Source organism: Variovorax sp. GW458-11-26-14-LB1 (genome assembly GCF_059423965.1).
The window spans coordinates 146,202-160,298 of the sequence record NZ_JBWKYW010000005.1 but is presented as its reverse complement, the minus strand read 5'-3'; the positions used below and the strand labels follow the sequence as shown (position 1 = coordinate 160,298).

15 protein-coding genes are annotated in these 14,097 nt (G+C 68.2%); all 15 read right to left on the bottom strand.

From position 1 onward, the window contains the following. Position 1: 1 nt before the first annotated feature. Positions 2 to 595: a chemoreceptor glutamine deamidase CheD gene (gene cheD, locus AC07YS_RS05820; RefSeq protein ID WP_062469392.1), complete on the bottom strand. Its 594-nt coding sequence runs from the start codon at positions 593 to 595 to the stop codon at positions 2 to 4. Further along, a complete protein-coding gene (locus AC07YS_RS05815) occupies positions 592 to 1,452 on the bottom strand; it encodes a CheR family methyltransferase (protein ID WP_260685006.1) in 861 nt (286 codons plus the stop codon). The genes cheD and AC07YS_RS05815 overlap by 4 nt, the downstream gene beginning before the upstream one ends. A gap of 58 nt (positions 1,453 to 1,510) precedes the next feature. Next, positions 1,511 to 2,797: an EAL and HDOD domain-containing protein gene (locus tag AC07YS_RS05810; protein WP_495267320.1), complete on the bottom strand. Its 1,287-nt coding sequence runs from the start codon at positions 2,795 to 2,797 to the stop codon at positions 1,511 to 1,513. Positions 2,798 to 2,819: 22 nt separating this feature from the next. Beyond that, positions 2,820 to 4,835: a chemotaxis protein CheA gene (gene cheA / locus AC07YS_RS05805; RefSeq protein ID WP_495267321.1), complete on the bottom strand. Its 2,016-nt coding sequence runs from the start codon at positions 4,833 to 4,835 to the stop codon at positions 2,820 to 2,822. Between the two features lie 63 nt (positions 4,836 to 4,898). Next, positions 4,899 to 5,807, bottom strand: a complete 909-nt coding sequence (motB, locus tag AC07YS_RS05800; protein WP_495267322.1) for a flagellar motor protein MotB — start codon at positions 5,805 to 5,807, stop codon at positions 4,899 to 4,901. Positions 5,808 to 5,820: 13 nt separating this feature from the next. Then, entirely contained in the window at positions 5,821 to 6,681 is an 861-nt protein-coding gene (motA, locus tag AC07YS_RS05795; protein WP_070061563.1) for a flagellar motor stator protein MotA, read from the bottom strand. A 62-nt stretch (positions 6,682 to 6,743) separates the two neighbouring features. Continuing rightward, entirely contained in the window at positions 6,744 to 7,334 is a 591-nt protein-coding gene (flhC, locus tag AC07YS_RS05790; RefSeq protein WP_062469371.1) for a flagellar transcriptional regulator FlhC, read from the bottom strand. After that, positions 7,331 to 7,699, bottom strand: coding sequence for a flagellar transcriptional regulator FlhD (gene flhD, locus AC07YS_RS05785; protein WP_370680118.1), 369 nt, complete (start codon positions 7,697 to 7,699; stop codon positions 7,331 to 7,333). The genes flhC and flhD overlap by 4 nt, the downstream gene beginning before the upstream one ends. A gap of 350 nt (positions 7,700 to 8,049) precedes the next feature. After that, positions 8,050 to 8,334 carry an EscU/YscU/HrcU family type III secretion system export apparatus switch protein gene (locus AC07YS_RS05780; protein ID WP_489059556.1) on the bottom strand — a complete coding sequence of 95 codons (285 nt, stop codon included), beginning with the start codon at positions 8,332 to 8,334 and terminating at the stop codon, positions 8,050 to 8,052. After that, a complete protein-coding gene (fliK, locus tag AC07YS_RS05775; RefSeq protein ID WP_495267427.1) occupies positions 8,331 to 9,557 on the bottom strand; it encodes a flagellar hook-length control protein FliK in 1,227 nt (408 codons plus the stop codon). The genes AC07YS_RS05780 and fliK overlap by 4 nt, the downstream gene beginning before the upstream one ends. 31 nt (positions 9,558 to 9,588) lie before the next feature. Continuing rightward, the gene (locus AC07YS_RS05770) at positions 9,589 to 9,954 is read right to left on the bottom strand and encodes a flagellar protein FliT (RefSeq protein WP_223301366.1); all 366 of its coding nucleotides are present in this window, start codon (positions 9,952 to 9,954) and stop codon (positions 9,589 to 9,591) included. Then, positions 9,954 to 10,373: a flagellar export chaperone FliS gene (gene fliS / locus AC07YS_RS05765; RefSeq protein WP_070061560.1), complete on the bottom strand. Its 420-nt coding sequence runs from the start codon at positions 10,371 to 10,373 to the stop codon at positions 9,954 to 9,956. The genes AC07YS_RS05770 and fliS overlap by 1 nt, the downstream gene beginning before the upstream one ends. 14 nt (positions 10,374 to 10,387) lie before the next feature. Then, entirely contained in the window at positions 10,388 to 11,836 is a 1,449-nt protein-coding gene (gene fliD, locus AC07YS_RS05760; RefSeq protein ID WP_495267323.1) for a flagellar filament capping protein FliD, read from the bottom strand. A gap of 54 nt (positions 11,837 to 11,890) precedes the next feature. Next, positions 11,891 to 12,256 carry a flagellar protein FlaG gene (locus AC07YS_RS05755; RefSeq protein ID WP_139700351.1) on the bottom strand — a complete coding sequence of 122 codons (366 nt, stop codon included), beginning with the start codon at positions 12,254 to 12,256 and terminating at the stop codon, positions 11,891 to 11,893. A gap of 163 nt (positions 12,257 to 12,419) precedes the next feature. After that, the gene (locus AC07YS_RS05750; RefSeq protein ID WP_495267324.1) at positions 12,420 to 14,066 is read right to left on the bottom strand and encodes a FliC/FljB family flagellin; all 1,647 of its coding nucleotides are present in this window, start codon (positions 14,064 to 14,066) and stop codon (positions 12,420 to 12,422) included. Positions 14,067 to 14,097 lie beyond the last annotated feature (31 nt).

The window sequence follows — 14,097 nt, the reverse complement described above, 5'->3', positions numbered from 1 at the left end:
CTCACCGGCTTCCTTTGGTTCTGTCGATCTCGTGCGGCGCGGCGGGCACCGACAGCCGGCGCAGCAGTTCGCCTTCGTCGCGGCGCACCCGCAGCACCTCGGTCTGTGCGCGCAGGCGGCGCACCACGGCCTTGCCGCTCTCGGGCAGGAAGCACACGCGGCGCGCATGCGGCCCGCGCAGGTCCTGCGCCGCCACTTCGATGCGTTCCGCCTCCAGGTAGCGCAGCACGAAGTCGGCGTTGCGGTCGCCGATGTTGAGCGTGGTCATGCCGGCCAGCACGGCGCCGCCGCCGAACACCTTGGCCTGCAGCCGCTCGCGCCGCGCGCCCGCGCGCACCAACTCGCGCACCAGCACGTCCATGGCGAAGGCGCCGTAGCGCATCGAGCCGCCACCGGGCTCGCCGTCGTCGGGCAGCATGAAGTGGTTCATGCCGGCCACGCCCGCCTGCGCGTCGTGCAGGCAGGCGGCCACGCAGGAGCCGAGCACGGTGCTCAGCACGGTGTGGTCGGTGGTCACGTAGTACTCGGAAGGCAGCAGCTTGACGGCCATGCGCCCGACATCGCGGTCGAAGTAGTGGTGGCTCGCCAGGCTCATGCGAGGCCCGGTGTGCGCGACAGCTCGTACACCGTCTGCCCCAGCGGGCGGAAGGCCGGGTTGACGAGCGAGGCGTTCTCGGAATGCCCGGCGAACAGCAGGCCGCCCGGCTTGAGCAGCGGCGCGAAGCGGTCGAGCACCTTCTTCTGCGTCGGCTTGTCGAAATAGATCATCACGTTGCGGCAGAAGATCGCGTCGACCGGCTCCTTCACCGACCAGGCGCTGTCCAGCAGGTTGACGCGCGAGAACTTCACCAGCGTGGCCACCTCGGGGCGCACGCGCACCTTGCCGGCGTTGGTGCCGGTGCCCTTGTTGAAGAAGCGCCGCAGCCGCTCGGGCGACAGGCGCCGCACCTGCTCGGTGGTGAAGACGCCGGTGGCGGCCTTGGCCAGCACCGCCGTGTCGATGTCGCTGGCGATGACGCGGGCCGAGCCCGCGCGCTCGCCCAGCGCTTCCATCAGCGTGATGGCGATCGAGTACGGCTCCTCGCCCGTCGAGGCGGCGGCGCACCACACGGTGACCGGGCCCGGCCGCTTGCGCACATGGTCGGCCAGCGTGGGAAAGTGGTGCGCCTCGCGAAAGAACGAGGTCAGGTTGGTGGTGAGCGCGTTGATGAACAGCTGCCACTCGTCGCCGTCGTGGCGCGCCTCGAGCTGGTCCAGGTACGGCGCGAACGCCGGCAGCTGCAGCTCGCGCAGGCGCCGCGACAGCCGGCTGTACACCATCTGCCGCTTCTGCTCGCCCAGGGCGATGCCGGCGCGGCGATGGATGAGGGTCCGGATTCTGGAGAAGTCGTGGTCGGTAAAGTGGAACTCGGTCGTCACAGCCAGCCTGGAAGCGTGACTTTCAATGGTCACGGAAACCGCCGTTTCCAATCGGCCGATCAGACGCGCAAAAGCCTTGCATTTCCGGGGGTCAGGCGGGCGGTGCGGTCACGGCCGGGCCGGCGTCGAGCGCCCATACCAGCGCCGACAGCTGCGCGGCGTTGACCTGCGCGGCGCTCAGGAAGAGCGCCTCCGACAGGCGCGCCGCGCGGCCGTCGTCGGTCTCGCAGCTTTCGGCCAGCGCCACGAAGGGGCCGTAGACGCCGCTGCGCGACAGAATCGCCTGCTGCACCGCCTCGGTGAGCTGCACCTTGCGCAGCACGCCTTCCATGGGCACGCCCAGCAGCTGGTCGAGCAGCGAGAACATGCCCGCCACGAACAGGTTGTCGGCCTCGCCGGGCGGCAGCATGCCCTGCCCCATCAGCTCGACGAAGCGCCCGCGCAGGATGGCCTTCTTCATCATGAAGGGCGAGCTGACCTTGTTGCTGGTGGCCAGCAGCAGCGACAGCCAGCGGTACAGCGGCGAGTAGCCCAGCATGGCGACCGCATGGCGCAGCGAGTGGATCTCGACCGCCAGCCCGACCGAGGGCGAGTTGATGTAGCGCAGCAGCCGGTAGGTGAGCGCCGCGTCGTGCTTGAGCGCGCCCTCGATGGCACGCACGTCTTCGTTGCGCAGGATCATCTGCATCAGGTGCACGATGAGCTGCGACTCGGGCTGCAGCGCATCGGCGCTGTCGCGCGCCGGCGGCAGGCGCACGGCGCCGTCGACGAAGACCTGCACGCCGCGTGCGGCGCAGGCCTCGAACTCGGCCCAGTTCGCCACGCGCGCGGCGATGGGCGCGGGGCCGGCGGGCGACACGTCCGCCAGCTGGGAAGGCAGCACCTCGCGGTGCGTGACGATGGCGCGCAGTTCGTCGTCGTCCGGCAGCGCGACGCCGCCGCACAGCATGAAGCCGAAGCCCTGCTCGCGCAGGAACAGCAGGATGGAGCGCATGTCGGCGTCCATCAGCTCGTCGGCCTTCATGCACAGCACGACGTTGCGAGGCGGCAGCGACTGCAGCTCGCTCTGGAACAGCGCATCGACGGTGACGTCGACGAACACCATCTGTGCGCCCAGCAGCCAACCGTGGCCGCCCGGATTCAGGTGCAGGCCCAGCGTGTCCATGAGCGCCTTGACGCCAGCCGCCGCACCCGCGTCGGTGCCTTGCCCCACCGCGCGCCAGGCCATGCGGTAGCCGACCACGCGGCGCTTGCCGTCCAGCAGCATGGCGTAGGCCACGTGGCCGTCGGCACCCACGGCGGGCGTGATGGCGGGCGTTGTGTCGGCTTGCGCCCCGTTGCCGTCGACGCCGGGGCGCCGGAAGAAATCGAACCTCATGCGGCCGTCCCTCGCGTCGGGATCAGGAAGCCAGCGCGTCGGAGCGGCGCGCGGCGCCCGCCAGGGCCGCCGCGCTGGCGGCCTGCGCGCGCTGGATGCGCGGCATCGCGCCCACGTCGACGATGAAGGCCACGCTGCCGTCACCCACGATGGTGGCGGCCGAGATGCCCGGCACCTTGCGGTAGTTGGTCTCCAGGTTCTTCACCACCACCTGGTGCTGGCCGAGCAGCTCGTCGACCAGCAGCGCGAAGCGGCTGTCGTCGGCCTGCACGATCACCAGGATGCCCTGCGTGGGCTGCGTCTGCGCGCCTGCCACGTCGAACACGCGGTGCAGCTCGATGAGCGGCAGGTACTCGCCGCGCACGCGGATCACGTGGCCGTCGGCGGTGATGGAATGCAGGTGCTCCGGCAGCGGCTGCAGCGACTCGATCACGTAGCTCAGCGGCAGGATGTACGCCTCGCTGCCCACGCGCACCGACATGCCGTTGAGGATGGCCAGCGTGAGCGGCAGCACGATGCGCGTGGACGTGCCCTGGCCGCCGCGCGAATGAATCTCGACATGGCCGCCCATCTCCTGGATGTTGCGCTTGACCACGTCCATGCCCACGCCGCGCCCCGAAATGTCGGTGACCTGCTCGGCCGTGGAGAAGCCGGGCGCGAAGATCAGCTGCCACACCTCTTCGTCGGGCATGGCGTCGTTCACCGGCAGGCCCTGCTGGCGCGCCTTGTCGAGGATGCGCTCGCGGTTCAGGCCCGCGCCGTCGTCGCTCACCTCGATCACGATGTTGCCGCCGTGGTGCTGCGCCGACAGCAGCAGCTGGCCGGTGGCGTCCTTGCCCTTGGCCAGGCGCACCTCGGGGGCCTCGATGCCGTGGTCCAGGCTGTTGCGCACCAGGTGCGTGAGCGGATCGACGATGCGTTCGATGAGGCCCTTGTCGAGCTCGGTCTCCTTGCCGTAGGTGTCCAGGCGCACCTGCTTGCCGAGCTTGGCGCTCACGTCGCGGATCACGCGCGGGAAGCGGCTGAACACATAGTCCATCGGCATCATGCGGATGGACATCACGGATTCCTGCAGGTCGCGCGCGTTGCGCTCCAGGTGGCCCAGGCCGCTCAGGAAGCGCTCGTAGGCCACGGGGTCGAGCACGGTCGCGGCCTGCGTGAGCATCGACTGCGTGATGACGAGCTCGCCCACGAGGTTGATGAGCTGGTCGACCTTCTCGACGTCGACGCGGATGGAGCTGGATTCCTTGGCGCCGGCGGGCACGGCCGCGGCCGGCACGGGGGCCGGTGCGACGGGTTGCTGCACGACGGGTTCTGCCACTGCGACCACGGGTGGGGCAACGTCGGCCACTTCGCGCGTGATGTCGATCTGCGATTCGTCGATGACGAAGCAGCACACGGCCACGATGTCGTCGGGGTCGCAGGTGGTGGCCAGCCGCACGGTCAGCTGGTCGTTGCTGCGCGTGCGCGTCAGCACGGTGCCCAGGTTGGTCAGCTCGCCGGCGAGCAGCTCGCATTCGCTGTCGGACAGGCGCGCGAAGCGCACGACCAGCACGCCGTCGCTGCTGCTGCCACCTTCATCGGCCGGCGCAGCGGCTTGCACGACAGGCGCCGGTGCGGGCGCGGGTGCCGGCACCGGTGCGGCGGCGGCGTTGTTCTCCATCGCCAGCTGCTGCAGCACGCCGCAGATGTGGGCGACCCTCTCGGCGTCCGGCTCCTTGCCGGCCTGGTAGGCGGTGAGTTGTTCTTGCAAGGCGTCCTTCGTTTCCAGAAAGGCATCGATCATCGGAGCGCTCAGGTGCAGCTGCCCGTGGCGGGCCCTGTCCAGCAGCGTTTCGAGCACGTGCGTGGTGTGGGTCAAGGCGGTGAAACCGAACGTGGCCGCGCCGCCCTTGATGGAGTGCGCCGCGCGGAAGATGGCGTTGAGCTGCTCGCCGTCGGGCGCCTCGACGTCGAGGTCGAGCAAGAGCTGCTCCATCTCCGCCAGCAGCTCGATGGCTTCGACGAAGAAGGCCTGGGTGAATTGACTGAGGTCCATCTGTGGTGCTCCGGGGCCCGCGCTCGCGCACATTCACGCACGCAGGCCGCTTCCTTGTTCTTGTTATCCCGCCGTGTGTCCTGCCGCCGTGCGCGCCTGCGCGGCCGGTGGCGGCAGGCCGATGCGCGTGGCGCCGGCGTCGTTGCTGTTCTCGCGCTCAATGCGCTCCTGCGTGCGGTGGTTCAGCAGGATGATGCTGATGCGGCGGTTGATGGGGTTGCGCGGGTCGGCGCGGTCCAGGTGCATGCTGTCGGCCAGGCCGATCACGCGCAGCACCTTGTCCTCGGTCATGCCGCCCGTGACCAGCTCGCGGCGCGAGGCGTTGGCGCGGTCGGCCGAGAGTTCCCAGTTGCCGTACGAACGGTCGTTGGTGTAGACGATGGCGTCGGTGTGGCCCGACAGCGTGAGCTTGTTGGGCAGGCCGTTGAGCACCGGCGCCAGCTCGCGAAGAATGGCGCGCATGTGCGGCACCACGCGGGCGCTGGCCAGCTCGAACATCGGGCGGTTCTCGCTGTCCACGATCTGCAGGCGCAGGCCTTCGGTGGTGATGTCGATGAGGATCTGCGAGCGGAACTGCTGGAACACCGGGCTCTTCTCGATCAGCTCGTCGAGCTTCTTCTTCATCTCGGCCAGGCGGATGGCGTCGGCCGCGTCCTCGCTGTCGGCCTCGGTGTGGCGCACCTCGCCCTCGGCGTGCATCACGTCGGCGCCGCCGCCGGGAATCATGCTGGTGCTCATGCTGCTCTTGTCGCCGCCGGCCAGCGCCACGCGCAGCGGCATGCGAAAGTGCTCGGCAATGCCTTCGCGCTGCTTGGGGCTGGAGATCGACAGCAGCCACATCACGAGGAAGAAGGCCATCATGGCCGTCATGAAGTCGGCGTAGGCGATCTTCCAGCCGCCGCCCGCATGGCCGCCGCCGTGCCCGCCGCCGTGGGCGCGCTTGATGATGATGCGGGGCTTCGCGTCGCTCATGGCCGTCGGGGAATCAGCGTGCCTTGACTTCGCGCACGTGGTCGTCCAGCTCGGTGAACGAGGGGCGCTCGGTCGAGAACAGCACCTTGCGGCCGAACTCCACGGCCAGCTGCGGCGCGTAGCCGTTCAGGCTGGCCAGCAGCGTGACCTTGGCGCACTGGTAGATCTTCATGCCCTCCTCGACCTTCTGCTCGATCAGCGAGGCCAGCGGCGACACGAAGCCGTAGGCCAGCAGCACGCCCAGGAAGGTGCCGACCATGGCGTGCGCAATGAGCGCACCCATTTCCGACGGCGGCAGGTGGGCCGAGCCCAGCGCATGCACCACGCCCATCACGGCCGCGACGATGCCCAGCGCGGGCAGTGCATCGCCCACGCGCGAGAGGCTGTGGCCGGGCACGGCCGCCTCGTGGCGGATGGTGTCGATCTCGTGGTCCATGAGGGCCTCGATCTCGTGCGCGTCGGTGTTGCCGCTGATGACCAGGCGCAGGTAGTCGCACAGGAACACGGTGATGCCCTCGTGCGCCAGGATGGTCGGGTAGCGGCCGAAGATCTCGCTTTGCTCCGGCGCTTCGACGTCGGATTCGAGCTTCATCATGCCCTCCTTGCGGGCCTTGGCGAGCAGCTCGTACAAGAGCGCCAGCAGGTCCATGTAGAGCTGGCGGTTGTGCTTGGAAGAACGCAGCAGGAGCGGCAACTCCCGGATGGTCGCCTTGATGGTCTTGCCGTTGTTGCCCGCGATGAACGCGCCGAGCGCGGAGCCGCCGATCATGAGCAGCTCCACGGGCTGGAACAGCACGCCGAAATGCCCGCCCATGAGGCCGTAGCCGCCGAAGACGGCGCCGATCACCACCAGATATCCCACCAGTACCAGCACGCGCTTCCCCTATGCCCTGAGGCGTCCAAAACAAAAAACCCGCGCCGGGCGCCGGGGCACTTTCACGAGACGGCGCCGCCAATGTCGAGCACCGGGCCGCCGGCAATGAGGCCGCCGCGGCGCACCGGTTCGAGCTTGGGCTTGCGCGCCTTGCCCGCGCGCGAAGGCGGGCGGCACAGCACGCACACATAGCCGTGCTTGTGGTCGTGGGCATGCGCCACGAAGTGGCCGCCGCAGCGGCTGCACGGGCTCAGCTGCAGCATGTCGCTGTCGAAGAAACGCACCATGGTCTCGGCGCGCGTGAAGTCGAGCACGACCTCGCTGCCCTGCGACTCGACCTGCTCGGTGTACAGGCGGTAGGCCTTGATGAGCGCGGGCAGCTCGCCCTCGCCGGCCTCGTCGCGCATGAAGCGATAGATGTTGTAGAACATCGACGAGTGGATGTTGGCCAGCCAGGTCATGTACCAGTCGGTGGAGAACGGCAGCAGGCCCTTGGGCGGCGAGACGCCCTTCAGTTCCTTGTACAGGCGGATCAGGCGCTCGCGGCTGAGCGCGACCACGGCCTCCAGGAACTGCAGGCGCGCACCCAGGCCGATGAGCTCGACCGCGAGCTGCACCTGCCGGACCTCGCCCAGGATGCTCTTGGCAGTCATGCGCTGGCCGAACCTGCTTTGCGCATCTGCGGCTGGGCTTGGGCCTGTGCCTGGCGCGCGCTCATCAGGATCGACATGTGGGCCTGCTGCAGCGCGGGCTCCTTGCCCTCGCCGACCACCGCGAACATGGGCCGGTCGTCCAGGCGGAAGCTGCACAGCAGGAAGTTGGACGCGGCCAGCTTCACGATCTGGCTGAGCGACATGTTCATGAGCAGATCGGCCAGCTCGCGCCCCACGCCGAGACGGAACATGGCTTCCGCCCGGTCCCGCTTCACGAGCTTCTGCGCGAGCAGCATGTAGGCCAGATTGATCTCGCCGATTTCCTTCGAAATCACGCCACCTGCGTTGACATTGCAATTTTCCACGTCTACTTCCATTTCCGATTCCATGTCGACTCCGCACGTCCATCCAACATGTATACATTATATACACACTTATTTACACTTCGAAGACAAAGTAGAGCAAAAAGTAAAAGGGTTTCGACGCGGTTTCCGACGGAAGGCTTCAGGCTTCCCTCTGGGGAAGCGGTTTCAGTCCTGGCACCGGCGCGCGGTCACGGAGCGCAAGCAATTGTTACGAGCGTGCGTATTCCGGCAATTGGCAATCCCCTCGCCAATTGAATTTATAAAGACTATCGAACGCGACAGAGCGTTAATCGGCGGCTTTATTCAGGGTCTTTCAATAGGTCAATGACTTTCCATAGAACAACCGCCGATCAAGGCGCCGCAGCCTCGGCGCCGCCTTCCAGCCGGTGAATCCAGGCCATCACTTCCGCGACCGCCTGGTACAGCTGCGGCGGGATCTGGCGGTCGAGGTCGATCTGCATCAGCAGCTTCACGAGGTCGGCCGACGCATGCACATACAGCCCGTGCGCGCGCGCCTCGCGCAGGATCGATTCGGCGACCACGCCATAGCCCTTGGCGACGACGACGGGGGCCTTGCGCGTGTCCGCATGCGAGAGCACGACGGCGCTGTGGCGGTTGCGAAGCTCGTTACTCATGCCGCCGCCTTCTCCGTGACCTGCAACTGCTGCAGCTGAAGCCCGACAGCCTCGAAGCGTTGCGCGAGCCGGCCGGCGTCGCCGCGCAGGCGGGCCACGGTGGCGTGCTCGCGCGCCTGCAGCTGCGCCTGCACGGTCGGGCCGCTCAGGCTCAGGCGCAGGTCGACCTCGCCCAGGCGCGGCAGCACGAGCGACACGGTGGTCGACCAGCGGCGCGCGGCTTCTTCCTCGGCGGGTTCGCCTTCGCGTGCGTTGGAGCTGGCGGGGTCTTCCTCGATGGTCCACGCCATCGGCACCTCGGGCCAGGCGTGGCCGCTCCAGCGAAACGCGGCGCTGGCCAGCAGGTCGAGCTGCTGGTGCACGACGGTGACGGCTTGCGGATGGATCACTTCGGCACTGCGCGGGGCGGGCGGGCCCGCGACGTCGACTGCAGCACGCGCGTGTTCTGCGATGCGGGGCGCAGGCATTTCCGGCGCGGGATCGGAGAGGCCGTAGGCCGCCTGCACGCGCGCCGCATCCGGTGCGGGCGCGGCGGCGGTCTCGCTGCGCGCAGCGCCACGCGCTGCTTGTGCGATGTCGGCTTCCGGCGCGTCGACCTGCGGGGCCTGCGCCTGCGCATTCGGCGCGGGCGGCGTTGCAACATCGACCGCAGCCAGCACCGTCACCGCAGCCACCACGCCCTGCCCTGCCGCCGTCGTTGGTGTCGTCGCCACCATCACCGGACTCGCCCAGCGCGCCTGCGGCTCCCGCGCCATCTGCGCGAGCGTGCGCGTGCCGGCCGCGAACTCGGCCAGGTGCGATTCGTAGAACAGCCCGCTGTCTGTCACGGTCTGCGCCAGCGTGCCCGCGAGTGCCGCGGTGTTCGTGCCCTGGCGCGCGACGGGCAGCAGCAACGGCGCCTCGCCCCGCACCGGCCCCGGCGCGGCCTGCAGGTCGGCCAGCACCGCGCCGATCACGCGCGCGGCCAGCGACAGGCGGGTGTCGATCGAAGGCGGTGCACCGCCGGCGGGCGGCGCAGCCACCTCGCCACCGGACGCGCCCGACGGCACCAACCGGTCCAGCGCCGCACGCGACGGCAGGCGCACGTCGTTCGCGGTCTTCGGCACGGCCACCGCCGCACCGGGCGCGCCCACCGTGGTCTCCGGCCGCAGGCCGAGCAGGTCGAGCGGCGGCGTCAGGCGCGCGGCCCTCAGTGCATCGATCAGTCCGGTGAGTCCCAGCATGGCCACGGTGGTGTCGTCCTGTCGGCGTGCGTCAGTGCGCGAGGCCGTAGGCCTTGCCCAGGTTCTTCTGGTGGTTGAGCGAATCCATGCGGCGGATCAGGTCGTCGAGTTGCGGCTTGATGAGCCCCGACAGCTCGGCCTGCTCGGTGCAGATGCGTTCGAGCAGGCGCAGCACGAGGTCGCGCTGCGCGGGCTCCAGCGACGCCAGCGGCTGGATCGCCTTCAGGCGCTCGACCGACGCCGAGCACCGCGCTTCCAGCTCGGGCAGCTGCCCCCATTCCTTGGCACGGGCCAGCGCCAGCATCGTCGAGATGCACGCGGCCAGCTGCTCGTAGCAATGGACGATCTCGCTGCGCACGGCCATCTGTTCCTGCCCCCAGGTCACGCTCTGCATCATCAGTTGGAGGGCCTGTCGTCGATCTCGCGCCAGGCGGACGCCAGGTGGTCGAGCAGGCGGTCGGCCTCGTCCAGCGCCTGCACGTCGTTGCGCAGGTTGGCCAGCAGCAGGCGTTGCACCACGTAGTCGTACAGCGACGAGAGGTTGCCGACGATGTCGCCGCCGGCCTCGCCGGCCGCTTCGGCATCGAGGCTGGCCTTCAGGCCGTTGTCGACGATGTTGATGGCCTTCGAAATCGCCTGCCCCTTGGCGCCGATGTCGCCGGCCGTCATGTGCAGGCGCGCCGCGCCGATGGCGGTCTTCGCGCCGTCGAACAGCATGTGGATCAGTTGCAGCGGCGACGCGCTCATGGCGCGCGTCTCCACGCCGACGCGCGCGTAGACGCCGGCACCGGTGCGGGAGTGGTGAGAGCTGTACATGTCGCGTCCTGTCCTCAGCCCTTGCTGGCGTTCATCGCATCGAACTGCTGCGCGAGGTATTTCAGCGTGCCGTTCATCTTGTTCATTGCCACGTCCAGCTGCACGAACTGCTTGCGATAGCGCTCCACCGTCGCGTCGGCGCGCTCCTTCATCGCGGTGTACTGGGTGTCGAGCTGCTTGAGCGAGCTCGTCACGCCGTCGGTGGCGACCTTGAGCGCGCCCTTGGTGCCGGTGAGGTCATCGACCAGCGCCGTCAGCTGCTTGCCGTAGCCGGCGGTGCTGCCGGTGCCGCTGGAGAACAGCTTCGCCACGCCCTCCAGGTTGGTGTCGATGGCCTTGTCGAGCTTGTCGTTGTCGATCGCCAGCGTGCCGTCCTTCTGGAACGAGATGCCGATGGACGTGAGCACCTTCAGGTCGTTCGGGCCACCCACCTGCGGCGCGACCAGCGCCTGGCGGATGCGCGTCTGCAGGTTACGCAAGGTCGAGTCGCCCACCAGCGGCGCGGCGGCCTTGGCGTCGGTGTCGAAGGCCGTGAGCGACTTCGCGGTGCTCTGCAGCGCGTTGTAGGCCTTCACGAAATCGGTGATGGCCGTCTTCACCGACGTCGTGTTGGCCTTCATCACCAGGCTGAGCTTGCCGGTCTGCACCAGCGTGAGCGTGGTGCCCTGGATGGCGTCGGTCACCGAGTTACTGGTGCTGGTGACGGCGATGTTGTTGACGGTGAGCTTGGCGTTCTGCGCCGCGGCGGTCTGCTTCAGGTTCTGCGTGCCGGCGGGGTCGTTGCCCAGCAGGCTCTGCAGCGCGGCGTCGCCGTCCACCGAGATGCGCATGGCCGAGGCCTCGCCGGTCTGCGTGGAAGTGAGCACGAGCCGGTTGGGCGTGCCGCTGCCGTCGTTCACGATGGTGGCCGACACGCCCGCGTTGGCCGCGTTGATCGCATCGCGGATGCCGCCCAGCGTGTTGTTGGTCGCATCGATGGTGATCGGCTTGGCCGTGCGCGTCGCGTCCTTGTCGAAGGTGGCGCCGGTGTACTGGCCGGTCACCGGGTCCAGCGTGCCGCCGGAGACCTTGCCGAAGTCGATGGTGATCTTGCCGCTGCCAATCGCGGCGGTGGTGCTGGCCTGGCCCTTCGCGATGACCGACTGCGCCTGCGCGAGCTGCGAGATGTCGATGGCATAGGTGCCGACCGACCGCGGGTCGGTGCCGCTCGCCGCCAGGATGCCGCTCACGCTGGGGGTGCCGGTGATGGCCTGGAACAGCGCCGGGTCGCCCAGCTTCTTGGCTGCGGCCTGGATGCCGGTGAGCGCGCTTTGCAGCGTGCCGTAGGCCGAGAGCTTGCTGTTGTAGCTGGTCTGCTTGGCCTTCAGGGCCACCAGCGGCTGGTTCTCCGCGGTCTGCAGCTGGGTGAGCAATGCGCCCAGGTCAAGGTTGGCGCCAACGCCGATGCTGCTGATCGATGCCATGTCGGGGGTGTCCTGAAATGCGAATGAAATGAAGAGGTCTGAAGCGGGTCGTGATCAGGCTTGCTGGCTCACCAGAAGCCCGGCCTGCCGGTCCATGACCTTGGCGATGCGAACGACCTCTTCGGTCGGAATCTGGCGAATGACTTCGCCGTTGCTGCGGTCGACCACCTTGACGATGAGCTTGTCGGTGTCGCGGTCGACCTCGAACTGCAGGCTGATCGAGCGGCTCTCCAGCGAGGCATTGACGGACTTCACCGCCATCTCGATCTGCACCGGCGTCGCCTCCTCGACCTCGGCCTCGGCCTTGCGCAGTGCGGTGGCCTCGGCGGCGGCCGCAGCGGCGCCACCGGTGCGGCCGGCAAGCAGTTGCTGCAGCCAGGGGCTTTCCACGGCGGAGGCGGCGGGTACGGGCTGGGACATGGTCTGCGTTCTTCTTCTGGAGTTCGTTGTCCTGTGCGGCCTCGCCACGAGCATGGCCGCACAGGACAACGCAGGCGGCTTCGGGTCGCCCCGAAGGCCTGCGAGCAAAAAACCAAGGCGCCGGGCGCCACCCTTGTGAGGGGCGCCCGGTGGTCTTAGCGAATCAACGCAGCAGCGACAGCACGCCTTGCGTGGTCTGGTTCGCCTGGGCCAGCACCGAGGTACCGGCCTGCTGCAGGATCTGCGCGCGCGTCATGTTCGACACTTCCACGGCGTAGTCCGAGTCTTCGATGCGCGAACGCGACGACGACAGGTTGGTGATGGTGGTGCCGAGGTTGGCGATCACCGAGTCGAAACGGTTCTGCACCGCACCCAGCGAGGAGCGCAGCTTGTCGACCTTCGACAGGGCGGCGTCCAGGGCCTTGAGCGGGTCGACCGTCGAGGTCTTGCCGCTGCGGGCGTTCAGCGTGAAGGCGCCAGCCTTGGCCGAATCGGCGTAGACCGCATTGCCAGCGCCGTCAGTCACTGCGCCGTTGCTGTGCACGCTGTAGGTCGACACGGTGGTGGCGGAGTTGCCGAACGAGCCGTCCGCGCCCACGTAGGCGCCGGTCACCGTGCCGCCAGCAGTGATCGTGACACCTGCCACGCCGCCGATGGTCGATGCCGCCACGGCGATGCCAGCACCTGCGGCCAGCTTGTCGTTCAGCGCAGCGGCCGAGATTTCGTCGCCGGTCACGTCGAAGTTGGCTGCACCGGCAGTGGCCGTGTAGGTGGTGCCGCCGACCTTGATGGTGCCGCCCGTGCCGGCAGCAGCCGCCATGCTGGTGGTCAGGCTGGTCAGCGTGGCTGCCGTACCCGTACCGCCTGCGTTGTTCTGCGTCAGGTTGCCAGCCGTGTCCACCCACAGCGCGGAGCCGTCGGTCGCCGTGATGGTGCCAGCGCTGTCGATCTTCACGTCCAGCGAGTTGCCGCCGATGGTGACCGTGGCGGTCTTGCTCGCGCCCGCTGCGGGCTGGAGCGAAGCGATCGTGGCAGCGTTCGTGCGGCCCGTTTCACCGAAGGTGAAGGCGGACTTCGCAGCGTTGTAGGTGTAGGTGGAACCTGCGGTGACGACCGAGTCGCCCGCCTTGGCACCCGCCAGCAGCTGGCTGCGCGTGGCCAGCGTGTTGGTGGCCGTGACGTCGTACTTCTGCGTGCCGTTGACCGGTGCGCCGTTGGCGACAGCGCCAGCCAGCGTCAGGTCGTCCTTGGTGGCGGCCTTGTTCAGCGTGCCCGTGCCGTTCACGTTGAAGCTTTCCAGGCCCAGGGTCTTGGCGCTGATTTCCTGCAGGTCGATGTCGATGGTTTCGCCATCGTTCGCGCCGACTTGCACCGTCAGCTTGCCGGCGTTGGCCGACAGGACCTTCACGCCGTTGAACTGGGTCTGCTCCGACACGCGGTTGATTTCGTCCAGGCGCTGGCCGATTTCCGACTGGATCGAGTCCAGGTCGGTGGCCGAGTTGGTGCCGGTGGCGGCTTGCACCGACAGGTCGCGGATGCGCTGCAGGTTGTTGTTGACTTCGGTCAGCGCGCCTTCGGTGGTCTGCGCGATCGAGATGCCGTCGTTGGCGTTGCGCGCGGCTTGCGTCAGGCCCTTGATGTTGGCGGTGAAGCGGTTGGCGATGGCCTGGCCGGCGGCGTCGTCCTTGGCGCTGTTGATGCGCATGCCGGAAGACAGGCGCTCGATGGCCGTGTTCAGGGCCGATTGCGACTTGTTGAGGTTGTTCTGCGTGAGAAGAGAAAGGCTGTTCGTATTGATGACTTGCGCCATGTTCGACTCCTGATTGACAAAAGGTTGTGGA